Raw genomic sequence first — 23874 nt, forward strand, 5'->3', positions numbered from 1 at the left:
ATCAAAGGAAGTAGTGATCTATCAGTAAGGCTGCGAACAACAACGATAAATACGTAATGGAAAAGCGAAACGTTTTCTTGGCTAAATTATCGCTGTAGGAAATAAATAGGGCTATGGCATAAGCCAAAAAGATTATCCCTAGGATGATGGCTGAAACTAGATATACAAAACCACTCATGCCATAAATATACGGTAGCAAGGTCGCGGCTATCAGAATGAAGGTATAGAGCACAATATTGAGCAATGTAAAACGTTCGCCATGCGTAACAGGCAACATGGGTAAACCAGATTGCACATAATCATCGCGATGGTATAGAGCCAATGCCCAAAAATGGGGTGGTGTCCAAACAAAAATAATTAAAACCAAAAGCCAAGCTTCGGCCGAGAGGGTATTGGTGACTGCTGCCCAACCTAAGGCTGGAGGCATTGCACCCGATAAGCCGCCAATCACTATATTTTGCGGAGTAGCGGGCTTTAGCAGCCAGGTATAAATCACGGCATACCCTACAAAGGTGGCAAGTGTTAGCCACATAGTGAGCGGGTTACAAAAATTCCAAAGAACGATCATTCCAATCGAGCCCAGAATGATCGAGAAAACAATAATATGAAATTGGGTGACCTCACCCGTTGCCGATGGGCGCCAAGAAGTGCGCTTCATTTTGGCATCGACCGCTTGCTCAATTAAACAATTGACAGCAAATGCCGCCCCCGCCAATAACCAAATACCAACGATACCGCCAATCAGAACGGAATACGGAACCATACCTGGTGCAGCCAAAAACATTCCAATGACTGCACAAAAAACAGCGAGCTGCGTTACCCGTGGCTTTGTTAATACCCAGTATTGGCGCCAGCGGGGCATTGCAGCAGGTGAAGGAATATTTGGTGTGCTCATAATGACTTCCAGGATGCCCAATGGCTCATTCTGACCAAGCAGAATACCAAAGCTGCTGAGCCTGCAGTATGAAGCAACGCCGCCACCAATGGCCACTGAAAAATGACATTCGAAATTCCCGTCAGAATTTGTAGAGCCAACAGGCTAAATAGCAGTCTAGCAAAGCGCCTCAAACCTGGTGTCGCCTGGGTCGATAGCTGTAATGTCCTCCAACCCAGTATTGAAAAAATCAACAACACCATCATTGCGAATACGCGATGCACCCAATGAATAGTCTGCAGCGCAACCGGGGAAATAAACTTGCCTTGAGCATTTAAACCCAGCTCACGCCAAAGCGCAAAGCCTTCTGTCCAATTTGTTTCAGGCCAAGCAGCTCCTAAACACGTTGGAAAATCTGGACAGGCCAGTACTGCGTAATTGGTGCTTACCCAAGCCCCCAAGAAAATTTGAATAGTTAACACGATAAAGGCTATCAACAACCAAGCACTAGACAATGGCCTAACTTTTAAGGTGCGTACTGCAGCAATTTTTGGCTCCCATTCTTGCTGTGCATACGCAGTCAAACCCGCAAACAATACAAGGGCAAGCATCAAATGGAGGGTGACAATAATGGGTTGCAATTTTAGTGTTACTGTCCAGGCGCCAAAGGCCCCTTGAAGACATACCAATATCAGTAAACCCAAACTTCCCAGAAAAGGTCCTTTCCCAAGACTCTTCACTTTGCTCCATGCCAAGGCCACCTGGACCAATATCAATGCACCTACAATCATCGCCAAATACCGATGAATCATTTCAATCCAAGCCTTCATGACTGTGACTGGGCCCGTAGGCAAAGCACTTTCTGCTTGCTGAATTTCAGTTATGGCACGTAATGGATTAGACGCTCCATAACAACCGGGCCAATCTGGACAACCTAAACCGGAGTCTGTTAAACGCGTAAAGGCACCAAACACAATTAAATCAAAGGTCATAAACACCAAGACCCAATTGAGTTTTTGAAAGAAGTTGTAACCTGGTCTAGTCCAAAGATACAGCAATGGCAAACCCGCAAAAAGGATTGCAATCGCTGCAAGTTCTAGAAATAAAACTAAATTGGGCATTACAAATTCTCGCCCTTGTGATTCAGTTTCAAGAGCTTCTCTACATCTTTCTTTAGGCTTGAAAACTCTTTGGGTGAATTCGTCACGGGAAACACCATCATTTTTGCTGGACTGGGATCAACTAGCTGAATATCGTTACCAGCACCCTCTTTATTCAGCCAAGCATCAAATTCCACTTTTAACTTCGGGTCTGTAGGTGGTGCAACAATTATTAAGCCCGCAGCCTGCTCATCATATGCCTTCAAAACCTCTGGATCCGCTGATTTACCGTCCGTGTTCACCCATACCAACTGAACACGCTTACTTTCCCTGCCCATTGCAACTCGGGTTTGACGCATTAGGAATAAAGCTTCAATGCATTTTTCGTCTTTGATCGAACACTCACCGGCTGGACGGGCCACAAGTAAAGTCCACTTACCTTGCAATGGCACACTCAACCAAGCATTGTTAAATTCTTGAGCGGGATAAACCAATGTGCCAAAGCTCGTCTTACCGCCTTCAGGCTTGATCATATAGTAGGTAAAGTAAGAAGCAATCACAGGGCTCGCACAAACCAACAAAAGCAATAGCATTTGGATTCGGCCGCGCCGAGTTCGTGCATTGATTGCTGAGGAATCTGCTTGAGAAGCCGGAATTAATAACTCTTTATCAGGATGCACGAGACCTCATTAACAGCGCCTCGACGCCAATATTGCCGAACACCTGTAGTCAACCAAAATATAAATCCACAAAAGGCCAAAGCAAACCACTGAAAAGCATAAGCATAATGGCGATCGACTCCAGTAGTCAGAGGAGACCATGCTCTTAAAAGACCATCTTCAACACCAGCATCTTCCTCTCGGAGGATAAATGGGGTCTGATTCCAGCCTCGCAGACGACCCTCTATCTCTAATTGAAAATTTTGCTCAATTCTTGGCTTAGTTAAATCGCCAGACGGCTTGCCATCGCCCAACTCATAAACCCTACCAGGATTCGAGAAAACAATGCCCTCAACATTAACAACACCTGAGGGCGTTTTCACGGGAGGTAAGGCTTCACGATTGCCATTGTTTCTGGGCGCCCAGCCGCGATTTACCCAAAGAATCTCGTCACGATGCTCCAAACGCAGGGGCACCATCAAATAAAAACCGGATTGCGAAGTGTTAACTCCGCCAACCAAAATCGGCTTTGGCCTATTGTCCAACCAAATTGCAGCCTCGGAAATGTACTGGCCCCGAGCGATCATGCGGCGCTGAGTAGCCTCCTCAAGAGTCCAAATCTGCGCATTGGCATTCAAGATAGGCATTTGCTGTCTGGCCACTAAATTGGCTGCCTGAGTAATTTTCGTGTTTGCTCTATTTAACTGCCAAATACCTGCAGCACACTCAAGCGCAATCACTGCCAAGGCTGATACAGTAGCTACTATGCGCTTTTTTATTAAGGCGCTAAAAAGACTATTCAAAGGTTTCAAGATAAGGAATTATGATGAAGCGGATCATCCCCATTGTCCTACTAATGATCGTTGCTAGCTTGGGCTCAGCACTGTATTACATGATGAAGGACAGAGGTAACAGCGCCAGAATGGTTCACTCCCTCATGTTGCGCATTGGCCTATCGGTTTTGCTATTTCTAGGAATCCTTCTGGCGCATTATTTTGGCTTAATCGAAGCCACCGGCATCAAGGTGGGCACAAACTAATCTTTTAACCTAGTCGGCACTACCAGAAACAAATCGGGGCATTAAGCCCCGATTTTTTATTCTCATTACATCCAATAAACCGCGATATATAAACCCAGCCAAACTACGTCTACAAAGTGCCAATACCAAGCGGCACCCTCAAAAGCAAAGTGGTGGTTAGCGGTAAAGTCGCCGCGAATCATACGACGCAAAACAATCGCCAGCATGGTGCCGCCAAGGAATACGTGGAAGCCGTGGAAGCCGGTCAACATGAAAAAAGTGGAGCCGTAGATACCTGAAGTCAGCTTCAAGTTCAATTCATAATATGCATGGTAGTACTCATACACCTGAAAGCCCAAAAAGATCGCACCCAACAGGACTGTTGCGGCCAAGAAATTAATGGCTTTCTTGATGTGGTTTTCTACTAAAACATGGTGTGCAATAGTGATGGTCACACCAGAACTTAACAACAATAAAGTGTTAACTGTTGGAATTGGCCATGGACCCATAGTGGTGAATTTCTCGACCAATCCAGCAGGACCATCATTTGGCCAAACCGCCTGGAAATTAGGCCAAATTAATTTACTTTCAACTTCACCTATCCAAGGCATTGCGATATTACGTGCATAGAACAACGCAGCAAAAAGCGCGCCAAAGAACATGATTTCAGAGAAGATGAACCATGCCATCGACCAACGATAGGAGATGTCAACGTTAACGCCATTCTTACCAGTATTGGACTCATTAATCGTATCGCCAAACCAGTTGTACAGAACGTAGAGAATGAATGCAACTCCCGCCAAGGTTAGTGGTCCTCCCCAAGAAGCATGATTCACCCATCCAGAAATGCCAAAGCCAAAGCCAATCAGGCCAATAGCAGCCATGACCGGGTGTCTAGACAGTCCAGGGACAAAATAGTGTGGGGTTGAATTAGATGACATCGTATTCTCTCTGTTCAATCAAAAAATAATCAATGGGATACAACTGCTTTCACGATCAACAGCAGGACGGCCATAAAAATCAAGGCTCCAACCACTCCCGCAATGATAATGTGCACAAAACTTAATGACGCTACATCTTCCTGCAAACCTGCCTGCTTACGCACTCCCAAAAAACCCCATAGAACGGCTTTCATAGACTGCATAAACGTACTTTTTTTCTTCATGATGCCAGCCTTGGCTTAGGTGCTGGTGGCGTACCGCCCAGGCCCAACTCAAAAAAGGTGTAGGACAGGGTGATGGTTTTCACATCATCCGGCAATCCAGCATCAATCACAAAAAGGACTGGCATCTTCTTTGTTTCTTTTGCTGCTAATGTTTGCTCTTGGAAACAAAAGCACTCTAATTTAGTAAAAAACTCTGTCGCACTTTTAGGCGCATAACTTGGGATCGCTTGAGCTCTAATAGGGCGATTCTGATTATTGGTTACTTCATAAACAATCTCAGTCATTTCTCCGGGATGCACTTCCAAAAAATTTTTTACTGGCTTAGAAGTAAATGGGCCTCGGCTATTTGAATCAAACTCAATGGTGACGGTACGAGCATAGTTAACTTGAGTATTGCCAACTTTGTTAGGACTAAATGCTCTGATTCCATAATCATTCTTATTGGTGACAACATTAATACCAGTCACTTCGCAAAGGGCTTTGTACATGGGGACTAATGCATATCCAAAGCCAAACATCATCACTGCCGCAATTAAGAGCTTGATCAGAATTTGACGATTCAGTGACTGTGTAGCAACCATTGCAATCTCAGGTGTTAGCCCAATAAGCTCCGTTTAATCACAATACCAATAAAGAAAGTCAGCACAATACTCAGCAAAACAAACCCCATCCTGCGAACAATCGCAGGATGGGGTTTGTTTACTTAAAGCATTAGATCCCTGCTTCACGCATTTGCTCAGCGTTAGGTGGAGTCTCAAAAGTATGGTGGGGCGCTGGAGAAGATACAGTCCACTCTAAGCCTTTTGCGCCATCCCATGGCTTCATCGTCGCTTTTTCACCTTGGCCACGAGAGGCGGGCAATACAACGAAGAGCAAAAAGTAGACCTGAGCCAAACCAAAACCCAAGGCGCCGATTGAAGCAATCATGTTGAAGTCAGCAAACTGAGTTGGGTAGTCAGCATAACGACGTGGCATACCAGCTAAGCCCAAGAAATGCATTGGAAAGAAAGTGATATTAAAGAAAATCATGGAAGCCCAGAAGTGGATCTTGCCGCGAGTCTCGCTAGCCATATATCCAGTCCATTTTGGACACCAGTAGTAGAAACCGGCAAACATGGCGAACAATGAGCCCGCAACCAATACATAGTGGAAGTGAGCCACTACGTAATACGTGTCTTGAATACCAATATCAATCGGTGCCATTGCGCAAATCAAGCCTGTAAAGCCACCCATTGTGAACACGAAGATAAATCCGATTGACCACAACATCGGGGTTTCAAAAGTCATTGACCCTTTCCACATCGTTGCAACCCAGTTGAAAATCTTCACACCAGTTGGAACAGCAATCAACATCGTTGCATACATGAAGAACAATTGGCCAGTAACTGGCATACCTGTTGCAAACATGTGGTGAGCCCAAACGATGAATGACAAGATCGCGATCGATGCGGTCGCATACACCATCGAGCTGTAGCCAAACAATGTTTTTCTGGAGAACGCTGGCACGATTTCACTAATGATTCCGAATGCAGGAAGAATCATGATGTAAACCTCTGGGTGCCCAAAGAACCAGAAAATGTGCTGGAACATAATTGGGTCACCACCACCAACGGCTGAGAAGAAAGAGGTGCCAAAATGACGGTCAGTCAAGACCATCGTAATGGCGCCTGCCAATACCGGCATCACAGCAATCAACAAATAGGCAGTAATCAACCAAGTCCAACAGAACATTGGCATCTTCATCAATGTCATGCCAGGAGCACGCATATTCAAAATGGTGACGATGATGTTGATCGACCCCATAATGGAGGAGGCACCTAGTAAGTGGAGCGAGAAAATCGCCATGTCCATGCCAGGACCCATTTGGGAGGTCAACGGTGCATAGATAGTCCAACCGCCCGCAGGAGCGCCGCCAAGAACTAAGAAGGAGCTCAATAACAAGGTTGCAGCCACTGGAAGAATCCAGAAGCTAAAGTTATTCATACGCGCAAACGCCATATCGGATGCGCCAATTTGCAACGGCACCATCCAGTTTGCGAAACCAACGAAAGCCGGCATGATCGCACCGAACACCATCACGAGACCGTGCATCGTGGTTAGCTGATTGAAAAACTCTGGACGCAAGAATTGCAAACCAGGCTGGAACAATTCCAAACGAATTCCCAAAGCCATCACACCGCCAGCCAACAAACTGACAAACGAGAAGATCAAATACATTGTTCCAATATCTTTGTGATTGGTTGCAAACAACCAACGACGCCAACCATGTGGCGTGTGATCATCGTGTGCGTGATCGTGGGTAGTAGAGACTGTGCTCATAAATTACTCCGGTTTTGTTTTATCTGTATTCGTTAATCTAAATTAATTGCCACGTGCAGCAATAATGTCCTGGGTCTGAATCACTTCGCCCGTTTTATTACCCCATGCATTACGTGTGAAAGTCATTACTGCAGCAATATCGCCATCAGAAATCACGCCAGCCCATTTCGGCATTGCGCCCTTACCGTTAATCAGGATGCTGTATTGACCAGCTTTAGGACCTAATACCACATTACTACCATCCAGCGCTGGGAATGCGCCCGCGCCTTTGCCATTTGACTGATGGCAAGCTGCACAGTTTGCTGCATATACTTTTGCACCGCGCTCTTTTTGCTCATCCAATGAGTAAACCTTAGGTGGATCATCGCCACCAGCGCCCATCTCTTTTTTCTTCTGAGCAACCCATGCGGTGTAGTCATCTTGCGAAACGACCTTAACCACGATTGGCATAAAAGCGTGCTCTGCGCCACAAAGCTCTGAACACTGACCGCGGGATGTGCCGATGGTTTCAGCTCTGAACCAGGTGTCGCGCACAAAACCCGGAATCGCATCTTGTTTTACGCCGAATGCTGGAATCGTCCACGCGTGGATTACGTCATTTGCAGTGGTAATCAAACGAATTTTCTTGCCAACTGGCACAACCATTTCGTTGTCCACTTCCATCAAGTAGGTATTTGACTTAGGGGCGAGGTTGTTAATGGTTTCTCGTGAAGTAGACAAAGTAGACAAAAAGCTTATGCCTTCGCCCTCACCTTTAATGTAGTCGTAACCCCACTTCCACTGATAGCCAGTGGTCTTAATTGTGATGTCAGAATTTGTGGTGTCTTTCATAGCAACAACGGTTTTTGTTGCTGGTAATGCCATACCGATCACGATGAGCAGCGGAATTACTGTCCAAATGATTTCAACCGTAGTGCTCTCATGAAAAGATGCTGACTTATGACCTAAAGATTTGCGATGTTTCAGGATCGAATAAAACATGACGCCGAATACACCGATGAAAATAAGCGCACAGATCGCCAACATCATCCAATGCAACCAATGAATTTCTTGCATGATTTTGGTGGCAGGGGTCGGGAAATTAAGCTGGTTTACGGCTGGGCCGCCAGGCATGTTTTCAACTGCGTAAGCAAAAGCAGTGCCGAATGCTGCTACAAAAAAGAGCGTTGCCCTAGCGAACTTTCCAAATAAATTCATCTTATTCTCTGTTGATTGTCGTGAGCACAGCAGCAAAAAACGCTACAAAATGCCCAAAATGCAGTCTCAAGTCAATACTTCCAGCCGTGATTATAGGGTTAATTAAGTTCGACAACAAACAGGGATAACCCACCTCCAGCCAATCTTGGTCAAGGTTTAAATGATAGTAAGCACTTACACTTAAGCAGAATATTACCTAGTCTTGCGGCCAATTTGATTTAGATCGATATAAGCAATGTTGTCTTGGGCTTTTGCAAGGTTCTTACCAATGGCCCAGGCATGCCCGTAAACCACCTCTAGGGTAATTTTTTGCGGCAAAACTGCATTTTCTGCCCCCTTCATCGATGATGGGGGGGTCAGTTTTAGAGCCTCGAGATCGGTCAACAAAAGCTCTGGCTTTTCGTAATCTAACGTGAGGTACTCCATGTCCATGACAGGGCCTGAAAACCGCTCACCCATTAGTGCATCACCCATGTCGTGCATATCCCAAGAACTTACTAGGTTTTTCAACTGAAATGAAGCGTCTTGCAAAGGTCGCAATTCTTTTCCAGTATCAGGACCTAAATAACTAAACACAATCAGCCCGCCCTCACGCAATACGCGGCGACACTCTTGTAGAAAGAGTTTTGGATCTGCTAAATCTTGTAATAAAAGATCGCTAAATACCAAATCCACAGAATTGTCGGGAAGGTTTATTTTTCCCGATGAACGATAAGCGGCAAGAGGGCCCGCTCTACTACAGCGAAATAATGCACGCCAATTCGCCCAAAATTTATTGAGCCGAATTTGAAAATTTGAAACACCCTCCTCGGCAATGCTGTGAATTATTGCGCGAGGGAAGCGTTTGGCAAACGTAGAAAAATGCTTTCCATGAAAATCTGGAATGGCCAAAATATCTCTGACATCCAATTTAACGATATCGAGTTTTTGCAGCATGCGGTCTGCGATTTCGTCTTGTAACCATCTGATCGGCTGGGTCATTGGTTCAGTATACTCAGCGCCCCATGCAATTTTTAGAACATATTCTTAAATCGATTGGCTCTCGGGTCCTGCCAAGCGCCTGCATTGCCTGTCAATCCGTTCAATCAGAATCCATTTGTCAATCCCGTCTTCAAACGCTTGAGACCACGAGTCTCAAGCATTATGAATGCTGCAACCAATGCGGCGTTCCACTTAAACAAAATGAGGTACATGATCAACAATGCACAAATTGCATAGTGCATTCGCCATTGTTTGATGAGACCCACTGTCTTGATCGATATGATGGAATTTTGCGTGAAGCATTGCATCAGCTCAAATATCAAAATCGGATTGCCGTCGCGCATGGTCTTGCAAAAGCAAGGAATCATATTCAATGGATGCAAATGAATCGGCATTCCCCCGCATTTATATTGCCCGTTCCCTTAAGTAATCAAAAGTTACTCAGCAGAGGGTTTAATCAAAGCTGGGAAATTGCGAGAAAAATTCGTTGTCATGATGGCCTCCAAAAGCTTCCGTATGCTCTAAGACGGCACCACCGCGCAAACGATCAAGCCAAAAAGTTACCACTTGCTCGACAGGATGCTGTTCATGGGCTGTTTTATATTGACTCTAAATTTCAAGAGCGCTTGATGGGCAAAACTATCATTGTTTTTGATGATGTGATGACAAGCGGTGCCACACTAAATGAAATTGCAAGAACCCTAAAAAGTATAGAAGTACTGCGTGTGGTTAATTGGGTATTGCTTAGAACTACCAGACCCGTATGATTAGCCCTATTATTGATTAACATTTAGAAAATGCAACATGTTTAATATTGTTTTATTCGAACCCGAAATACCGCCTAATACCGGGAATATTATTCGGTTGTGCGCCAATACCGGCGCTAGACTTCATCTGATTGAGCCTTTAGGTTTTCCAATGGAGGATGCTAAGTTAAGGCGCGCCGGTCTTGACTATCATGAATTTGCCAGCATCAAAGTTCACGCTAACTGGATGGAATTCTTGGCTAATGAACGCCCAGACCCTCAGCACCTTTTTGTACTGACAACAGAGGGCGTCGGAAAATTTCATGAAGGAAGCTACACACTAAATGACTATTTCATCTTTGGCTCTGAGACAAAAGGAATTACAGATGAAGCACGGAACTCGATTCCCACTCAAAATCAAATGCGGCTTGCCATGCAAGATAGCAGTCGAAGCCTGAACTTATCGAATACCGTAGCGATTGTGGTGTATGAAGCTTGGCGCCAAAATGGTTTTGCAGGCGGTGAGTGAAACTAAGGGGGTAGTTAAGTTTCGATTTTTGGATCGCGACCCATCAGTCTTTTTACAGCCTCGTGAGAAGAAAGTTTGCCAGCGAGAACATCTCCCATCATATTGGTGATTGGCATCTCAACATTCAAACGCCTTGCAAGATCACCTACTGCGGAGGCACATAAGACACCCTCCGCCACATGACCCAAACCAGCTAGGATTTCATTTAATGATTTACCCGACGCCAACTCCAGACCTACTCGACGATTGCGAGAGAGATTTCCGGTAGCAGTCAAAATCAAATCGCCCACTCCCGTCAAACCCGTGCAGGTCTCCGATTTTCCTCCAGCGGCTTTTACCAAGCGCATCATTTCAGCTAAGCCACGGGTCAATACTGCAGCGCGTGCATTTAAACCAAGATCTAAGCCATCGCCAATACCAGCAGCAATCGCCAAAACATTTTTTACCGCTCCACCCAACTCAACACCAACTAGGTCATTCGAAGAATACACTCGCATATTTCCATAATGAAAAACACTTTGCACAATTTTGCAGAGTGACTCCGATGAGCTAGCGACTGTTAGTGCGCACGGCATTCCAGCACCCACTTCATGAGCAAAACTAGGGCCAGAAAGAGCGCCGTAAGCGTGTTTCAACCCATGGTTATGAAGCTGATCCTGACGTGCCCCCACCTGATGTGGCAAAAGGGCAGTAATGGGCTCTAAACCTTTGCATAGCCAGATAATGTTCAGTGATTGATTTGCAACCTTTAAAACGCGCTCAATGGTTTCTGATAGCCCCGACATTGGAGTTGCAATTACTAAAAGATCTTCTGGACCAAGGCGTTTAATGGCGGCAGCAAAATCACTCTCTAAGAGAAGATTTTTTGGCAGAGCAATTCCAGGAAGGTAGACTTGATTCTCGCCGGATTTTGCAATTGAATGCAGTTGCTCTGCGCTACGAGACCATAAACATACATCTTCAGCTCTTAGCTGACGAGCGGCTTGTAAGGCCATTGCGGTTCCCCAAGCGCCCGCACCGAGCAATGTCACTTTCATAATTTATGACCTAGATTCAATCCTTAATTGGGAAGGATGATTTTGCTTTTTGCAGCGCTATCGCCAGCGCTCTCGTTTGCTGTCTGCTGCGCTTGCATCAAGCGATGCTCATACATTCCATGGAAATTAATTTCATTTAAATGGATTGGCTGGAAACCAGCACGGCTGATCACATCAGCAATATTTGATCGTAAGTATGGATACAAAATAGTTGGGCAAGTAATGCCCAACATCGGATCGACTTGCTCAGCAGGAATATTTTGGAATTCAAAAATACCAGCCTGATTAGTCTCTACTAAAAATAGCGCTTTGCCCTCAACACGAGCAGTCACTGTTGAGCTCAATACCACCTCAAAAAGCTCGTCGCTAACGCGCTTAACAACAATATCAACTTCAACTTGCACTTGGGGTTCTGCGACCACCAAGAATATTTCTGGCGAATTTGGTTGCTCTAAAGATAAGTCCTTTAAATAAATGCGCTGAATACGAAATGAAGGATCTTTTGATTCAGTATTCGCGTTAGACACGGAAGATTGTTCTGTCATTGCAAACTTTCTTTCAGTTTATTTCTATCAAGCCAACAAAGGATCAAGATTTCCAGCACGATCTAAAGCAACTAAATCATCATAACCGCCAACATGTGTTTCACCAATGTAAATTTGTGGAACGGTACGACGACCAGTGCGCGTCATCATGATTTCATGTCGTGATGGATCACGATCAATCAAGATTTTTTTAAATTACTAACACCCTTCTTTAGCAATAGCTTTTCGGCCATAACGCAGTATGGACAAACCTGTGTATGTACATAATTACTTGCGGCATATCGTTACTTTACTAGTGGTAATGCTGATGTTTTCCAGGCTTGCACACCACCTTCAAGAACGCCGACCTCAACAAACCCTAGTTTTTGGACTTGCGCGAGCGCCTTACGAGAGTGCGCGCCTGTATCGCATACCAAAACTAATGGGCGCTTACGATCTAATTTCAAAGCCTCAATGGCGGCTTCGATTTTGGCAACATCGGCCAGTTTTGCCCCTGGCAAATGGCCTATTTTGAATGCCTCTTCTGAACGCAAATCCAGCACATGCGCCTTGCGGCGGTTTATCCAAATAGTGGCCTCTGTTGGAGACAGGCCTTTTCCGCTAATTAACGAGGATAATGTGGGCAGGAAGAGCGCTGCGCCTGAAACAAGTAATAAGGCAATAAGCGCTAAATTATCAGTTTGCGTGAGAAAGTTCATCACCAGATTATAGAATGGCTCTATGAAACAACTTGTCCTTATTCGTCATGGCGAATCCGCCTGGAACCTTGAAAACCGCTTCACTGGCTGGACGGACGTTGACTTAACCCCAAAGGGCACCGAACAGGCCCTAGCTGCAGGTGCAAACCTGAAAAATGCAGGGTATGAATTTGATATTGCATACACCTCTGTTTTAAGGCGCGCCATACGTACGCTGTGGCATGTTCAAGACACTATGGATCTGATGTGGATTCCAGTGGTACACAGTTGGCGTCTTAATGAACGACACTACGGGGCACTGACCGGTCTCAATAAGGCAGAAACTGCTGCGAAATACGGGGATGAACAGGTGCACATTTGGCGTCGCTCATACGATGTACGCCCACCCTTGCTAGAAAAGGACGATGAACGGAACCCTAAGAATGACAGTCGTTACTCTAAATTAAATCCATCCGACATTCCGCTTGGAGAATGCCTTAAGGACAATGTCGAGCGTATTCTGCCACTTTGGAATGAATCGATTGCACCAGCACTAAAAGCCAACAAACGCATTTTGTTAGTAGCTCATGGCAATAGTATTCGCTCTTTGGTTAAGTATTTAGACCAAATGTCCGATGAAGCTATCATGGAAGTCAATGTTCCTAATGGCGTTCCGTTGGTTTATGAGTTAGACGATAACCTCAAACCAATACAACATTTCTATTTAGACTAAATCTATATGCGCCAATTTCTGAAGAACTTTGCTCTTATTTCCGTAGGCTTAATTGCTGGGGTAGCCGCCACGATTCAGCTCTCGGCTACTGCCCAACAAGGCTCGCAATTACCCTTGGATGAGCTACGCACTCTTTCCAATGTATTTGCTCAAATCAAGCGTGAGTATGTAGAGCCGATTGAGGATAAGCAACTCTTAACCGATGCAGTCAAGGGAATGGTCAGCAGTCTTGACCCACACTCCACCTTTTTGGACAAAAAAGATTTTGCTGAAATGCAAGAACAGACCTCTGGAAAATTTCCAGGCCTGGGTATTGAAATCACTTCTGAAGATGGCGTAGTAAAGGTATTAAACCCTATTGAGGACAGTCCTGCTGCACGTGCTGGTCTCCAGGCTGGTGATTTAATTACGCGTCTTGATGATAAACCGGTGCGGGGCATGTCCCTAGATAAAGCAGTGCGCACGATGCGCGGAACCCCCGGTACAAAAATTACTTTGACGGTCTATCGCAAAAGCGAAGAACGTAGTTTTCCAGCAACCATTACCCGAGCAGAGATCAAAGTCCAATCTGTTAAAGCGAAGATCTTGGATAACGATATTGCTTGGGTTCGCATCACAAGTTTTCAAGAGCGCACGATTCCAGATTTAGCAAAGAAATTAATCGACCTCGCCAATCAAGATCCCAAAATGAAGGGGATTATTTTGGATCTGCGTAATAACGGTGGCGGCTTACTTCAAGGCGCGGTTGGGGTAGCGGCCGCATTCCTGCCGGCTGATGCAGTGATTGTTTCAACCAATGGGCAAGCGCCTGACTCCAAGCAAGTATTTAATGCAACCCCTGCCATGTATCGCCTGAGTGAACCCGGAGATCCCCTGGCGGGCGTTCCCGAGATGTACAAAAAATTACCAATGGTGGTTTTAGTGAATGCTTACTCTGCCTCAGCATCTGAAATTGTTGCGGGGGCCTTACAAGATTACAAGCGCGCAACCATTATCGGTAAAACGACTTTTGGCAAGGGCTCCGCTCAAACCGTTCGCCCATTAACAAATGACTCCGCCTTGAAAATTACAACTGCTTACTACTACACTCCTAGCGGCAAATCGATTCAGGCATATGGCATTATGCCAGATATTCCGGTAGACCAAAATAAAGATGGTGATCCGGCTGATGTTTTGATTACCCGCGAGATTGATAGCGAAAAGCATCTACGTAATAAACAGTCTGCCGAAGATAAATTAATTAAAGAACGCGAACAACGTAGACTTGAAGAGTTACAACGCATTGAAGAGAAGAACGCGAAGAAAACTCCCGAGGAAAAAGAGAAAGAAAAGAATAAAAAGCCGCCTGAACTTGGTAGCGCTGACGACTTTATGCTTGCCCAAGCGGTTGCCTTTATTAATGGTCAACCCGTGAAGCGCTCTTCATCCAAGCTTGAGTAGTCTTCAACCGTAAAATGAATGGTGCCCAGTTACTTCGTTATTCCAGTCATTTATTGCTTGAGGATATCGATGTTGCTGGGCAAAAAAGATTATTAAATGCACACGCCCTAGTGGTTGGGGCTGGAGGACTAGGAAGCGCTGTCGCCCCCTACCTGGCTGCTGCCGGAGTTGGGCATATCACTTTGCTAGATCACGATGATGTTGAATTAACCAATTTGCAACGCCAAATCATGCATACCGAGCTCACTATTGGTAAAAGCAAAGTCGCCTCCGGAAAACAATTTTTGCAACAACTAAATCCTGGAATTCAGGTTGAAGCTATTCAAGCAAAAGCTGACGAATTCTTGTTGGATGAGATACGCCATAGAGTCGATATTGTTTTAGATTGCACTGATAATTTTCAGACACGCCAACCCATCAATGCTAGTTGTGTGAACCATCAAAAACCATTGGTCTCAGGCTCTGCCCTTCGCTTTGACGGACAAGTATCCGTATTTGATCCTCGCAATCGCAACTCCCCTTGCTATGCCTGCATCTTTTCACCGGATGAAACTTTTGAAGAAGTCAGCTGTGCAAGCATGGGAATCTTTTCTCCTCTCGTTGGAATTATTGGCACTATTCAAGCAGGCCAAGCATTACAGGTATTAATTGGGTTTGGAGAGCCACTCATTGGGAGAATGTTGCTTTGGAATGCTCGTACTACACAGATTGATCAAATTCAGATTGCGCGCAACTCTGACTGCCCCATCTGCGGGACAGAGCACTAAGAGAGTATTACGCCAGCAGGCGCTCTAAGGCTTTAGCTTGAGCCTCTGGCTCATAAGCCTTCAACACTCTGGGGAAGCGCGCTTTTAAAATACCGACGTTAGCCTGTAGGATCTCCCGCTTGACCAACAACAGTTGACTAAAGTGCATCGAAAAGTCTGTGAGACCCATAGCTAATAATAATTTTGTTAATGCAGGATCACCTGCCATCTCACCACAAACCGCAACGGGAACGTTGGCACGTTTTGCTTGATCAATAATGCTGGCAAGTAAATTCAAAATCGCAGGATGAAACGGATCATACAAGTGGGCAACGGCATGATCTGCACGATCGATTGCAAGTGCGTACTGAATTAAATCATTTGTGCCAATGGATAGGAAATCAAACCGGTTGATGAATAAAGGCAGAACGAGTGCAGCAGCTGGAATTTCGATCATTGCACCCACCTGAATATTCTGGTTAAATGATTGACCGCGATGGGATAACTGCTGCTTTGCTTTTTCAATCAAACGAAATGTTTCATCAATTTCCTTGGCATGAGCCAGCATCGGAATCATGATGCGTGCTTGACCATGAGCAGAGGCGCGCAAAATAGCGCGCAATTGCGTCAGAAATATTTCAGGCTCTGTGAGAGACCAGCGAATCGCCCGCAAACCCAATGGAGACGTGCCAGTTTGCGATACATCGCCACCAGCACCTAAGGCTTTATCAGCGCCAACGTCAATCGTGCGAATGTTGACAGGCAGTCCATGCATTAAATCAACTACGCGACGGTATTCTTGATATTGTTGCTCTTCATCCGCAAGAGCTTGTTTACGATTCATAAACAAAAATTCGGAGCGGAATAACCCCACCCCAACAGCCCCGAGCTTTACTGCCTGTATCGCATCTTCAGGCAATTCGATATTGGCAAAAAGTTCAATATCGACTCGATCCAACGTTTCTGTTTTGGCATGCTTTAACTGTTGTAACTTACGAGCCTTTTTAGCGACTTGTGTTTGTAGCTTGCGATACTCTGCCAAAAGTTGCTCATCCGGCGCAACCACCACAATGCCACGTTCGCCATCGAGAATAAGCCAATCTCCATGGCGAATCATTTCACTAGCATGACGCACGCCTACAACAGCAGGTATTTCCATGCTTCGCGCAACAATGGCCGTGTGCGAAGCTTTACCGCCAAGATCCGTAACAAATCCAGTGAAGGCATGTTCTTTAAAACCCAACATGTCATGTGGCGCAATATCGTGCGCCACAATAATCGATTTCACCCCAATATCACTTGGGGGTAGAAAATCTGAACCGCCTATTTCTTCTCTTCGAAGGTTAAGGGCCTTAATGACACGCTCTGCAACTTGCCGAATATCGTTCGCACGTTCTTTTAAGTAGGGATCCTCAATCTCAGCAAACTGCTCTAAAAGATCATTAAGTTCTGTAGTTAAAGCCCAGGCAGCATTCAGCCTCTGTGTGCGAATGAGCTTAATTGGCTTTTCAGCCAGAGCTGGGTCAGCCAATATCATTCCGTGAACATCCAAAAACGCACTCATTTCTTGTGGGGCATCTTTGGGCAAACCCATACGCAATTGATCCAGTTCAAGGCGAACGTGATTAAACGCCTCTAATAGTTTTTGTGCTTCCGCCTCTTCTTTTCCGGGCTCAACAAGATGGTGACTTACTTCGAGAGCTGCGCGCGAAATCAGTACAGCCTTGCCGATAGCAATGCCTTTTGATACTGGAATTCCATGCAGCGCAAACGTCATACTTACTCGCCCTCTCCGAAGCGATCATTAATTAATGCGGTAAGTACCTCCATGGCCTCATCCGCCTTATCACCAACTGTCTCCAACGTGACAGTGCTACCGATACCTGCAGCTAACATCATGACTCCCATGATGCTTTTGGCATTAATTTGACGTCCATTACGTGACAGAAATATTTCACAGGGAAATTGGGCCGCCAATTGTGACAACTTGGCTGACGCTCTAGCATGCAGCCCTAACTTGTTGATAATTTCGATCTCAGCTACTGGCATTACAGTGCACTCCCATTACTCTTGATCTACTTTTGCGCCTAGACGCAAAATGCCGTTCTGCCCACCGGCAAGTGCTTTTTGGGCTAACTCTTCCATACCCTCTCCGCGGTGTGAAATACAGCGCATTAACATGGGCAGATTTAACCCCACCAAAACAATGACAGGGGCATTTAATCCAGACAATGGGCCTAAGCTTTCTAGCTTGGATGCCACATTTGCTGGGGTCGCACCCATAACATCGGTCAACATCAGGACTCCGTTGCCAGTATTGACACCATAGGCTGCCTTAAGGACTCGATCAAAGCTGGCTTTGACATCCTCATGCGGAGGAATATCAACCGCTCTGACACGTTCAGGTAAAACACCAAAGGTGTGCTCTGCAAAACTGAGCATTGCACTAGCTATCGGAGTGTGTGCAACGATTACGATTCCAGCCATGTTATGCCAAGGTCCTCTCAAACGCTTTTAATCAAAATTGCGAAACATTAAATTGACTTTGCTCGCTTATTTCAACAAAACAGGTTGGGCTAGTAACATTTATCTCAGTCAAATACCCACTAATTAAATCTAGCCCCACCAAAAATAATCCACGCTCATTCAAAATAGGCGCAAGTTTTTCTGCTATGCGCTTTTCATCTGCAGTTAAGGGCATTGCAACTCCTTTGCCTCCCGCAGCTAAGTCTCCACGAATTTCTTTTCCTTGTGGAATTCTTGCTAACGCAAAGGGCACAACTTGCCCTCTGATCAACAATACACGTTTATCGCCTTGAGCAATCTCGGGCAAAAAGCGTTGCACCATTAATGTTCTAGCGCCATTCTCGCCAAGCGTCTCAACAATGCTAGCAAGATTTAAACCATCTGGGCCAACTCGAAACACGCCCATGCCACCCATGGCATCGAGTGGCTTAATAACAATATCGCTATGTACTTTATGAAACTCTTCCACTGCGCTCAGTTCACGGGTAACCAAGGTAGGCGGAATAAGTTCCGGAAACTCTGTGATGGAAAGTTTTTCCGAATGATCACGCACTGCAGTTGGATCATTAAATACTCTAGCGCCCTGGCGCTTAGCAGCCGACAATAGCCACGTAGTATTGAGATATTCAATATCAAACGGAGGGTCTGTTCTCATTTGTACCGCCGAGAAGACATTTAGTGCACGAGATTGTTGTTCACCCAATTCAAACCAAACAGATAAACTAGACTTAATTGATAAAGGCTGGCAGTCGGCAACCACCAAATCACCCTTCCACAAAATATGACGACTTTCGCAAAACCAAAGATGATGTTCCGCCTCCTGGGCAACCCGCATCATCGCTAGCGTGGAATCTTTGTGAACTTTAAAAGACTCTAGGGGGTCGGCAATAAATAAAAGGTTCATCTTCTTTTAGAATGTTTGGCTAGATATGCTATTTCCATATCAGGATCGGTTCTCTCCTGCTCTAGAGAGGCCGCTAGCAATGCCAAGCGAGCAACTACGCCATAAAGATAGAAACGATTTGGGGCTGCACTACCTGGCTTGGCGCCAAGGTCTGGCATTGAGTTTTGCTCAAATGCTAACGGCACAAAATGCATTCCTGGTGCATTTAAGTTTTCATCCGGGCCACGATCGGTATGCACACGATAAAAGCCACCAATGACATAACGGTCAATCATGTATACCACTGGCTCAGCAACAGCTTCATTTACTTTCTCGAAGGTATAAACACCCTCCTGAATAAGCACATCACTAACTTCAAGACCCTCTTTCACAACACTCATTTTGTTGCGATCTTTACGATTCAAATCCTTTAATTGCGATTGGTCATTTACAACCATCGCGCCCATGCCATATGTGCCAGCATCCGCCTTAACCACTACATAGGGTTTTTCTTTGATGCCATATTCACGATATTTCTTTGCAGTCTTTTTTAAAACTTGCTCAACTGCAGCCTGCAGTTCTTCCTTGCCTTTACGCTCATGGAAATTAATATTTGAACAGCTCGTAAAGTAGGAATTAATCATCCACTGATCAATATCGACGACCTTTGCAAACTTCTTAGCAACTTCTTCGTAAGCGGCAAAATGGTTCGATTTGCGACGCACATGCCAGCCAGCGTGCAAGCCAGGCAATAAGTATTGCTCATAAATGTTTTCGAGTATCGGTGGGATACCTGCAGACAAATCATTGTTCAGCAAAATAGAGCAGGGGTCGAAATCTTTGAGGCCTAAGCGCTGCTTTTTTAATCCAAGTCGAGATAAGGGCTCCATCAACAAGCGATTACCATCAGGTAACCCAACCCATGTAGGCTTCTTAATTTCTTCCGAGAAAGTACCCAGACGCACATTCAACCCCGCTTGACGCAAGATTGATGAAAGGCGCGCAATATTTTGTAGATAAAAAGTATTGCGGGTGTGTCGCTCAGGAATCAGTAATAGGTTTTTAGCTTCAGGGCAAATCTTTTCAATTGCTGCCATAGCTGCTTGTACGGCCAACGGCAACATTTGTGGGGAGAGATTATTAAACCCTCCAGGAAATAGATTTGTATCAACTGGGGCTAACTTAAACCCTGAATTGCGCAAATCGACTGAGCAATAAAATGGGGGGGTGTGTTCTTGCCATTCCAGCCTAAACCAGCGCTCAATTGTGGGAGTAGCTTCAAGTACCTTTGACTCCAATTCGAGCAAAGGACCGCTTAGGGCAGTGATGAGATGTGGAACCATTTCACCATTGTAAGATTATTAAAAGAAAAACGCGGAATCCAAAGATCCCGCGCTTGAAACTAGGCAGCCAATGACCGCCTAGTGAGGGGTAAAACCGAGATTAAGACTCGTAAGCAGACTCACCATGTGAGCTGATATCCAAGCCTTCGCGCTCTTCCTCTTCCTTAACGCGCAATCCAATCACGATATCGACTAGCTTGTAAGCGATAAACGCTACAACTCCAGACCAAATCAATGTAGTAGCTACCACTTGGAACTGAATCCACACTTGGGAAGCAATGGAGTAGTCAGGGATTACTGCATTTGCAACATAATCCCAAACCCCAGTTCCGCCCAATGCTGGATCGGCAAACACACCAGTCAGCAAAGCACCAGAGATACCGCCTACGCCGTGAACACCAAAGACATCCAAGCTGTCATCAGCACCGAGGATCTTTTTGAGGCCAGTAACACCCCAGTAGCAAACGATGCCTGCAATCAAGCCAATTACCAAAGCACCAACCACACCAACAAAACCTGCTGCCGGAGTGACTGCAACTAAGCCTGCTACTGCACCAGAAGCTGCGCCCAAAATGGATGGCTTTTTCTTGAAAATCCATTCAACCAAAGTCCAAGTTACAACTGCAGCTGCCGTTGCAAGCAATGTATTCACAAAAGCCAATGCTGCACCACCGCTGGCCTCAAGAGCAGATCCAGCATTAAAACCAAACCAACCTACCCACAACAAAGATGCGCCGATCCAAGTAAATGTGAGGTTGTGTGGCTTCATCGCTTCTTTGCCGTAACCAATTCGCTTACCGACAACATACGATCCCACGAGACCAGCAATAGCGGCATTGATGTGAACAACCGTTCCACCAGCAAAGTCGAGCGCACCCTTTTGGAATAACCAGCCAGATGCAGCAACTGCATTTTCTGCTGCAGCAGCATCTGTAAAGGCATCAGGACCAGGCCAGAACCAAACCATGTGAGCGATTGGCAAGTAGCTGAAAGTAAACCAAATGATTGCGAACAACAATACTGCAGAGAACTTCACGCGCTCTGTGAATGCACCAATGATCAACGCAACAGTAATAGCTGCAAACGCACCCTGGAATGCTGCAAATCCAAATTCAGGAATTACCACGCCTTTGCTAAATGTAGCTGCAGCAGTATCAGGGGTAATGCCCGCTAGGAATAGCCTATCAAACCCTCCAAAAAACGCCCCTCCCTCAGTAAATGCAATGCTATAGCCATAGATTGACCACAACACAATAGTGAGAGAAAAGATCACTAATGTTTGCGCAAGTACAGAAAGGATATTCTTGCTACGCACTAAGCCACCATAGAACAATCCCAATGCTGGAATTGTCATCATGATTACCAATGCAGTACATATGAGTAACCAAGCGGTATCACCCTTATTGCACTTTTCAGAGCACAAGATTGGCGCAGGTTCTGCAGCTGCTGGCGTGGCAGCAGGAGCAGTCACTGCAGGCTTTTTAGCTTCATCAGCAGCATGTACTGGCGATGTCACCATAACATCAGTAGCACCGATAGCTAAAGCCATAGCACCACTAGCAACGAGTCGTTTCATCCAAGTTAACATTTTGAACCTCTCTTTAAAGTGCTGATGCACCGGTTCCACCGGTACGAATACGAATGACGTGCTCAACTGGGGAGACAAAAATCTTGCCATCACCAAGCTTGCCTGTACGTGCGGATTTTTCAATTGCTTCAATCGCACGCTCCAAGATGCCATCTTCAACAGCAGCTTCAATTTTTACTTTTGGCAAAAAGTCGACAACATATTCCGCGCCACGATACAACTCGGTGTGGCCCTTTTGACGACCAAAGCCTTTAACTTCAGTAACGGTAATGCCAGAAACTCCCACTTCCGAGAGAGCTTCGCGCACTTCATCAAGCTTGAAGGGCTTGATGATTGCAGTAATTAATTTCATACGTTTCTCCGTTCAGGGGTGGAAATTAAAAGGTTTTTGTCAAAGAGATTAAGCCAGTTGATCGGCCTAAATTGCTATTTTGCGGCGAGTAATATCCAGCAATATTCGCATTCGTACCCACATAAGCCACGGAGCCCGATAAACCCCCTCCAAAATCTTTAGTTACACTTACCTTCCAATCGGTATAGGTGTATAGACTTGAATTAGATACTGTTGTGCCTGCAAGAGTACCAGCAATGTACTGATATCCAACGTGACCATTGAGCGATAGACCCCATACACCAGTGTCGTAATTAACAGTCAGATCAGGATAGTAGGAGCCCTTACTGTTTGCATTCCCGAATGTGTTAGTGAGCGCATAAGAAAACTTCACAAAACCCGTTACTGGGCCAAAAGTAAAATTCTGCGCAGCGTACAACCCAGTTGTATTGGGATTTATTGCACCATTTGGCAGCCCAGAGGTCGGGTAGTAGCACTGAAGAATACCAACATCCGATGCAAAGCCTTCTCCAATGAATTCTTTTTTGTAGCCAGCATAAAAGTCCATTTCGATTGGTGCAGAAACACTTTTACCGGTTGGGTTTGCACTTGATAAATTTCCTGTTGAAGTATATGGATCACTTATCCAGCCAATGGAACTGTTCCAGTCACCAATGTAGAAGCCACTCTCATGTGCGTAATCAAATCCGCCCTGGATAGCAGGCTTAAAGTTTGACTGGCTGATACCGCGATAGCGATAGTCATTGACGATTGTTACGTTTGCAGCGATTGGGCTACCTGCATCTTCTGGATCTGTTGGTGTATCAGCCGCGAATGCCGAAGAACACGCCAAGCCTGTAAGCAAAGCTAATGCTGCTGCAGAAAGCGCTTTCTTATGTAAAGTTTTCATCTATTTCTCCTTACTGTTTGGAATCAAAAATTGGATTAATGCTTATTGCATGGAAAGATGATGATGGTCGGGTCCCGCTAAGCTTTTTGATCATTCACCGTAATAATGCTTGAGCACTATTTTGGTGCATTTATTTGCCCCATTAATGTGAAATTTCCCTATTTTTAGTATTTTTTAGCCCTTTCCACCCTTTTTGAAGGCTCAAATTAAAATATTGATGTGTATATTTATACAACTCTCAACCCTTTTGAAAGCCCATCCTGCAAAAACCTGGCGAAATTCTTGAACAAATCCAACGCATTGCTACAGATATGCAAAACAAAGTCGGGGATGTCATTCGAAATTCGCCCGCACAAGAGATTGAAAAAAATGTGCGCGCAATGATGAACCAAGGATTTCAAAAAATGGGTTTAGTTACTCGTGAAGAGTTTGAATTGCAAAGTAAAGTGCTTGCCAAAACCAGGGAAAAACTGGAAGCACTAGAGGCAAAAGTTACCGCTCTCGAAAAAACCCAGTAATTTCTTATT

The 23874-nt window shown here is 45.3% G+C and carries 30 protein-coding genes and 1 pseudogene; 7 read left to right on the forward strand and 24 right to left on the reverse strand.

The annotated features are described in order from the left end of the window. Nucleotide 1 precedes the first annotated feature (1 nt). The 4 genes from cyoE to BQ1619_RS07665 are packed head-to-tail and all read right to left on the reverse strand — an operon-like array spanning nucleotide 2 to nucleotide 3445. Nucleotides 2–895 (reverse strand): heme o synthase, encoded by an 894-nt coding sequence (gene cyoE / locus BQ1619_RS07650; protein ID WP_114663241.1) that lies wholly within the window; start codon nucleotides 893–895, stop codon nucleotides 2–4. Continuing rightward, nucleotides 892–1995 (reverse strand): COX15/CtaA family protein, encoded by a 1104-nt coding sequence (locus BQ1619_RS07655; RefSeq protein WP_114663242.1) that lies wholly within the window; start codon nucleotides 1993–1995, stop codon nucleotides 892–894. Before BQ1619_RS07655 ends, cyoE begins: the two co-directional genes overlap by 4 nt. Continuing rightward, complete coding sequence (locus BQ1619_RS07660) at nucleotides 1995–2654, reverse strand: hypothetical protein (protein WP_114663243.1); 660 nt, start codon at nucleotides 2652–2654, stop codon at nucleotides 1995–1997. Before BQ1619_RS07660 ends, BQ1619_RS07655 begins: the two co-directional genes overlap by 1 nt. Then, entirely contained in the window at nucleotides 2630–3445 is an 816-nt protein-coding gene (locus BQ1619_RS07665; RefSeq protein WP_231968594.1) for an SURF1 family protein, read from the reverse strand. Before BQ1619_RS07665 ends, BQ1619_RS07660 begins: the two co-directional genes overlap by 25 nt. A gap of 14 nt (nucleotides 3446–3459) precedes the next feature. Here BQ1619_RS07665 and BQ1619_RS07670 point away from each other — a divergent pair, with 14 nt between their 5' ends. Further along, the gene (locus tag BQ1619_RS07670) at nucleotides 3460–3672 is read left to right on the forward strand and encodes a twin transmembrane helix small protein (RefSeq protein WP_114663581.1); all 213 of its coding nucleotides are present in this window, start codon (nucleotides 3460–3462) and stop codon (nucleotides 3670–3672) included. A 65-nt stretch (nucleotides 3673–3737) separates the two neighbouring features. On the opposite strand, the gene BQ1619_RS07675 is transcribed toward BQ1619_RS07670, so the two are convergent. From BQ1619_RS07675 to BQ1619_RS10080, 8 genes are all read right to left on the reverse strand, one after another. Further along, complete coding sequence (locus BQ1619_RS07675; protein ID WP_114663244.1) at nucleotides 3738–4592, reverse strand: cytochrome c oxidase subunit 3; 855 nt, start codon at nucleotides 4590–4592, stop codon at nucleotides 3738–3740. A 29-nt stretch (nucleotides 4593–4621) separates the two neighbouring features. After that, entirely contained in the window at nucleotides 4622–4816 is a 195-nt protein-coding gene (locus BQ1619_RS07680; RefSeq protein ID WP_197711913.1) for a DUF2970 domain-containing protein, read from the reverse strand. Beyond that, nucleotides 4813–5397 (reverse strand): cytochrome c oxidase assembly protein, encoded by a 585-nt coding sequence (locus BQ1619_RS07685; RefSeq protein WP_114663247.1) that lies wholly within the window; start codon nucleotides 5395–5397, stop codon nucleotides 4813–4815. The genes BQ1619_RS07680 and BQ1619_RS07685 overlap by 4 nt, the downstream gene beginning before the upstream one ends. 14 nt (nucleotides 5398–5411) lie before the next feature. Then, nucleotides 5412–5486, reverse strand: coding sequence for a cytochrome oxidase small assembly protein (locus BQ1619_RS10075; protein WP_231968654.1), 75 nt, complete (start codon nucleotides 5484–5486; stop codon nucleotides 5412–5414). Between the two features lie 41 nt (nucleotides 5487–5527). Next, nucleotides 5528–7135 (reverse strand): cytochrome c oxidase subunit I, encoded by a 1608-nt coding sequence (gene ctaD / locus BQ1619_RS07690; protein WP_114663249.1) that lies wholly within the window; start codon nucleotides 7133–7135, stop codon nucleotides 5528–5530. A 42-nt stretch (nucleotides 7136–7177) separates the two neighbouring features. Next, nucleotides 7178–8332, reverse strand: coding sequence for a cytochrome c oxidase subunit II (gene coxB / locus BQ1619_RS07695; protein ID WP_114663251.1), 1155 nt, complete (start codon nucleotides 8330–8332; stop codon nucleotides 7178–7180). Between the two features lie 192 nt (nucleotides 8333–8524). Then, complete coding sequence (locus tag BQ1619_RS07700; protein ID WP_231968595.1) at nucleotides 8525–9313, reverse strand: class I SAM-dependent methyltransferase; 789 nt, start codon at nucleotides 9311–9313, stop codon at nucleotides 8525–8527. Nucleotides 9314–9417: 104 nt separating this feature from the next. Then, the gene (locus tag BQ1619_RS10080) at nucleotides 9418–9657 is read right to left on the reverse strand and encodes a hypothetical protein (RefSeq protein WP_231968596.1); all 240 of its coding nucleotides are present in this window, start codon (nucleotides 9655–9657) and stop codon (nucleotides 9418–9420) included. A 39-nt stretch (nucleotides 9658–9696) separates the two neighbouring features. Between BQ1619_RS10080 and BQ1619_RS10085 the strand changes: the two genes are divergently transcribed. Then, nucleotides 9697–10080: a ComF family protein gene (locus BQ1619_RS10085; protein ID WP_231968597.1), complete on the forward strand. Its 384-nt coding sequence runs from the start codon at nucleotides 9697–9699 to the stop codon at nucleotides 10078–10080. A 37-nt stretch (nucleotides 10081–10117) separates the two neighbouring features. Beyond that, a complete protein-coding gene (trmL, locus tag BQ1619_RS07710) occupies nucleotides 10118–10588 on the forward strand; it encodes a tRNA (uridine(34)/cytosine(34)/5-carboxymethylaminomethyluridine(34)-2'-O)-methyltransferase TrmL (RefSeq protein ID WP_114663253.1) in 471 nt (156 codons plus the stop codon). Nucleotides 10589–10602: 14 nt separating this feature from the next. On the opposite strand, the gene BQ1619_RS07715 is transcribed toward trmL, so the two are convergent. The 4 genes and pseudogenes from BQ1619_RS07715 to BQ1619_RS07730 form a co-directional block, all read right to left on the reverse strand. After that, on the reverse strand, nucleotides 10603–11625 hold the full coding sequence (locus BQ1619_RS07715) for an NAD(P)H-dependent glycerol-3-phosphate dehydrogenase (RefSeq protein WP_114663256.1): 1023 nt from the start codon (nucleotides 11623–11625) through the stop codon (nucleotides 10603–10605). A gap of 23 nt (nucleotides 11626–11648) precedes the next feature. Continuing rightward, the gene (gene secB, locus BQ1619_RS07720; protein ID WP_114663257.1) at nucleotides 11649–12170 is read right to left on the reverse strand and encodes a protein-export chaperone SecB; all 522 of its coding nucleotides are present in this window, start codon (nucleotides 12168–12170) and stop codon (nucleotides 11649–11651) included. Between the two features lie 27 nt (nucleotides 12171–12197). After that, a pseudogene (gene grxC / locus BQ1619_RS07725) lies at nucleotides 12198–12450 on the reverse strand (glutaredoxin 3). A 4-nt stretch (nucleotides 12451–12454) separates the two neighbouring features. Continuing rightward, the gene (locus BQ1619_RS07730) at nucleotides 12455–12868 is read right to left on the reverse strand and encodes a rhodanese-like domain-containing protein (RefSeq protein ID WP_114663258.1); all 414 of its coding nucleotides are present in this window, start codon (nucleotides 12866–12868) and stop codon (nucleotides 12455–12457) included. Nucleotides 12869–12890: 22 nt separating this feature from the next. On the opposite strand from BQ1619_RS07730, the gene gpmA reads away from it, so the two are divergent. The 3 genes from gpmA to BQ1619_RS07745 are packed head-to-tail and all read left to right on the forward strand — an operon-like array spanning nucleotide 12891 to nucleotide 15787. Beyond that, nucleotides 12891–13580, forward strand: coding sequence for a 2,3-diphosphoglycerate-dependent phosphoglycerate mutase (gene gpmA, locus BQ1619_RS07735; RefSeq protein WP_114663259.1), 690 nt, complete (start codon nucleotides 12891–12893; stop codon nucleotides 13578–13580). 6 nt (nucleotides 13581–13586) lie between these two features. Beyond that, nucleotides 13587–15020: a S41 family peptidase gene (locus tag BQ1619_RS07740; protein ID WP_114663260.1), complete on the forward strand. Its 1434-nt coding sequence runs from the start codon at nucleotides 13587–13589 to the stop codon at nucleotides 15018–15020. 14 nt (nucleotides 15021–15034) lie between these two features. Then, nucleotides 15035–15787, forward strand: coding sequence for a HesA/MoeB/ThiF family protein (locus BQ1619_RS07745; protein WP_114663261.1), 753 nt, complete (start codon nucleotides 15035–15037; stop codon nucleotides 15785–15787). Nucleotides 15788–15794: 7 nt separating this feature from the next. Here BQ1619_RS07745 and ptsP read toward each other — a convergent pair whose 3' ends face one another. From ptsP to BQ1619_RS07785, 8 genes are all read right to left on the reverse strand, one after another. After that, on the reverse strand, nucleotides 15795–17543 hold the full coding sequence (gene ptsP / locus BQ1619_RS07750; protein WP_114663262.1) for a phosphoenolpyruvate--protein phosphotransferase: 1749 nt from the start codon (nucleotides 17541–17543) through the stop codon (nucleotides 15795–15797). 2 nt (nucleotides 17544–17545) lie between these two features. Next, nucleotides 17546–17815 (reverse strand): HPr family phosphocarrier protein, encoded by a 270-nt coding sequence (locus BQ1619_RS07755; RefSeq protein WP_114663263.1) that lies wholly within the window; start codon nucleotides 17813–17815, stop codon nucleotides 17546–17548. Nucleotides 17816–17830: 15 nt separating this feature from the next. After that, on the reverse strand, nucleotides 17831–18253 hold the full coding sequence (locus BQ1619_RS07760) for a PTS sugar transporter subunit IIA (RefSeq protein ID WP_114663264.1): 423 nt from the start codon (nucleotides 18251–18253) through the stop codon (nucleotides 17831–17833). 31 nt (nucleotides 18254–18284) lie between these two features. Beyond that, entirely contained in the window at nucleotides 18285–19196 is a 912-nt protein-coding gene (gshB, locus tag BQ1619_RS07765) for a glutathione synthase (RefSeq protein WP_114663265.1), read from the reverse strand. Next, the gene (gene gshA, locus BQ1619_RS07770) at nucleotides 19193–20518 is read right to left on the reverse strand and encodes a glutamate--cysteine ligase (protein WP_114663267.1); all 1326 of its coding nucleotides are present in this window, start codon (nucleotides 20516–20518) and stop codon (nucleotides 19193–19195) included. The genes gshB and gshA overlap by 4 nt, the downstream gene beginning before the upstream one ends. Before the next feature lie 100 nt (nucleotides 20519–20618). Next, nucleotides 20619–22106: an ammonium transporter gene (locus tag BQ1619_RS07775; protein ID WP_114663269.1), complete on the reverse strand. Its 1488-nt coding sequence runs from the start codon at nucleotides 22104–22106 to the stop codon at nucleotides 20619–20621. 13 nt (nucleotides 22107–22119) lie between these two features. Then, entirely contained in the window at nucleotides 22120–22458 is a 339-nt protein-coding gene (locus BQ1619_RS07780) for a P-II family nitrogen regulator (RefSeq protein ID WP_114663271.1), read from the reverse strand. A 25-nt stretch (nucleotides 22459–22483) separates the two neighbouring features. Beyond that, complete coding sequence (locus BQ1619_RS07785) at nucleotides 22484–23347, reverse strand: TorF family putative porin (RefSeq protein WP_114663273.1); 864 nt, start codon at nucleotides 23345–23347, stop codon at nucleotides 22484–22486. 260 nt (nucleotides 23348–23607) lie between these two features. On the opposite strand from BQ1619_RS07785, the gene BQ1619_RS07790 reads away from it, so the two are divergent. Next, nucleotides 23608–23865, forward strand: coding sequence for an accessory factor UbiK family protein (locus tag BQ1619_RS07790; RefSeq protein WP_114663275.1), 258 nt, complete (start codon nucleotides 23608–23610; stop codon nucleotides 23863–23865). Nucleotides 23866–23874 lie beyond the last annotated feature (9 nt).

Origin of the sequence: Polynucleobacter necessarius (assembly GCF_900095195.1) — a bacterium.
Classification (GTDB): Bacteria; Pseudomonadota; Gammaproteobacteria; order Burkholderiales; family Burkholderiaceae; genus Polynucleobacter; species Polynucleobacter necessarius_G.

Bases quoted from the DNA above. Each gene is read 5' to 3' on its own strand.
- cyoE (WP_114663241.1), bottom strand. From the start codon at position 895: ATGAGCACACCAAATATTCCTTCACCTGCTGCAATGCCCCGCTGGCGC.
- BQ1619_RS07655 (WP_114663242.1), bottom strand. From the start codon at position 1,995: ATGCCCAATTTAGTTTTATTTCTAGAACTTGCAGCGATTGCAATCCTT.
- BQ1619_RS07670 (WP_114663581.1), top strand. From the start codon at position 3,460: ATGAAGCGGATCATCCCCATTGTCCTACTAATGATCGTTGCTAGCTTG.
- BQ1619_RS07675 (WP_114663244.1), bottom strand. From the start codon at position 4,592: ATGTCATCTAATTCAACCCCACACTATTTTGTCCCTGGACTGTCTAGA.
- BQ1619_RS07680 (WP_197711913.1), bottom strand. From the start codon at position 4,816: ATGAAGAAAAAAAGTACGTTTATGCAGTCTATGAAAGCCGTTCTATGG.
- BQ1619_RS07685 (WP_114663247.1), bottom strand. From the start codon at position 5,397: ATGGTTGCTACACAGTCACTGAATCGTCAAATTCTGATCAAGCTCTTA.
- ctaD (WP_114663249.1), bottom strand. From the start codon at position 7,135: ATGAGCACAGTCTCTACTACCCACGATCACGCACACGATGATCACACG.
- coxB (WP_114663251.1), bottom strand. From the start codon at position 8,332: ATGAATTTATTTGGAAAGTTCGCTAGGGCAACGCTCTTTTTTGTAGCA.
- BQ1619_RS07700 (WP_231968595.1), bottom strand. From the start codon at position 9,313: ATGACCCAGCCGATCAGATGGTTACAAGACGAAATCGCAGACCGCATG.
- BQ1619_RS10080 (WP_231968596.1), bottom strand. From the start codon at position 9,657: ATGCGCGACGGCAATCCGATTTTGATATTTGAGCTGATGCAATGCTTC.
- BQ1619_RS10085 (WP_231968597.1), top strand. From the start codon at position 9,697: ATGAATCGGCATTCCCCCGCATTTATATTGCCCGTTCCCTTAAGTAAT.
- trmL (WP_114663253.1), top strand. From the start codon at position 10,118: ATGTTTAATATTGTTTTATTCGAACCCGAAATACCGCCTAATACCGGG.
- BQ1619_RS07715 (WP_114663256.1), bottom strand. From the start codon at position 11,625: ATGAAAGTGACATTGCTCGGTGCGGGCGCTTGGGGAACCGCAATGGCC.
- secB (WP_114663257.1), bottom strand. From the start codon at position 12,170: ATGACAGAACAATCTTCCGTGTCTAACGCGAATACTGAATCAAAAGAT.
- BQ1619_RS07730 (WP_114663258.1), bottom strand. From the start codon at position 12,868: ATGAACTTTCTCACGCAAACTGATAATTTAGCGCTTATTGCCTTATTA.
- gpmA (WP_114663259.1), top strand. From the start codon at position 12,891: ATGAAACAACTTGTCCTTATTCGTCATGGCGAATCCGCCTGGAACCTT.
- BQ1619_RS07740 (WP_114663260.1), top strand. From the start codon at position 13,587: ATGCGCCAATTTCTGAAGAACTTTGCTCTTATTTCCGTAGGCTTAATT.
- BQ1619_RS07745 (WP_114663261.1), top strand. From the start codon at position 15,035: ATGAATGGTGCCCAGTTACTTCGTTATTCCAGTCATTTATTGCTTGAG.
- ptsP (WP_114663262.1), bottom strand. From the start codon at position 17,543: ATGACGTTTGCGCTGCATGGAATTCCAGTATCAAAAGGCATTGCTATC.
- BQ1619_RS07755 (WP_114663263.1), bottom strand. From the start codon at position 17,815: ATGCCAGTAGCTGAGATCGAAATTATCAACAAGTTAGGGCTGCATGCT.
- BQ1619_RS07760 (WP_114663264.1), bottom strand. From the start codon at position 18,253: ATGGCTGGAATCGTAATCGTTGCACACACTCCGATAGCTAGTGCAATG.
- gshB (WP_114663265.1), bottom strand. From the start codon at position 19,196: ATGAACCTTTTATTTATTGCCGACCCCCTAGAGTCTTTTAAAGTTCAC.
- gshA (WP_114663267.1), bottom strand. From the start codon at position 20,518: ATGGTTCCACATCTCATCACTGCCCTAAGCGGTCCTTTGCTCGAATTG.
- BQ1619_RS07775 (WP_114663269.1), bottom strand. From the start codon at position 22,106: ATGTTAACTTGGATGAAACGACTCGTTGCTAGTGGTGCTATGGCTTTA.
- BQ1619_RS07780 (WP_114663271.1), bottom strand. From the start codon at position 22,458: ATGAAATTAATTACTGCAATCATCAAGCCCTTCAAGCTTGATGAAGTG.
- BQ1619_RS07785 (WP_114663273.1), bottom strand. From the start codon at position 23,347: ATGAAAACTTTACATAAGAAAGCGCTTTCTGCAGCAGCATTAGCTTTG.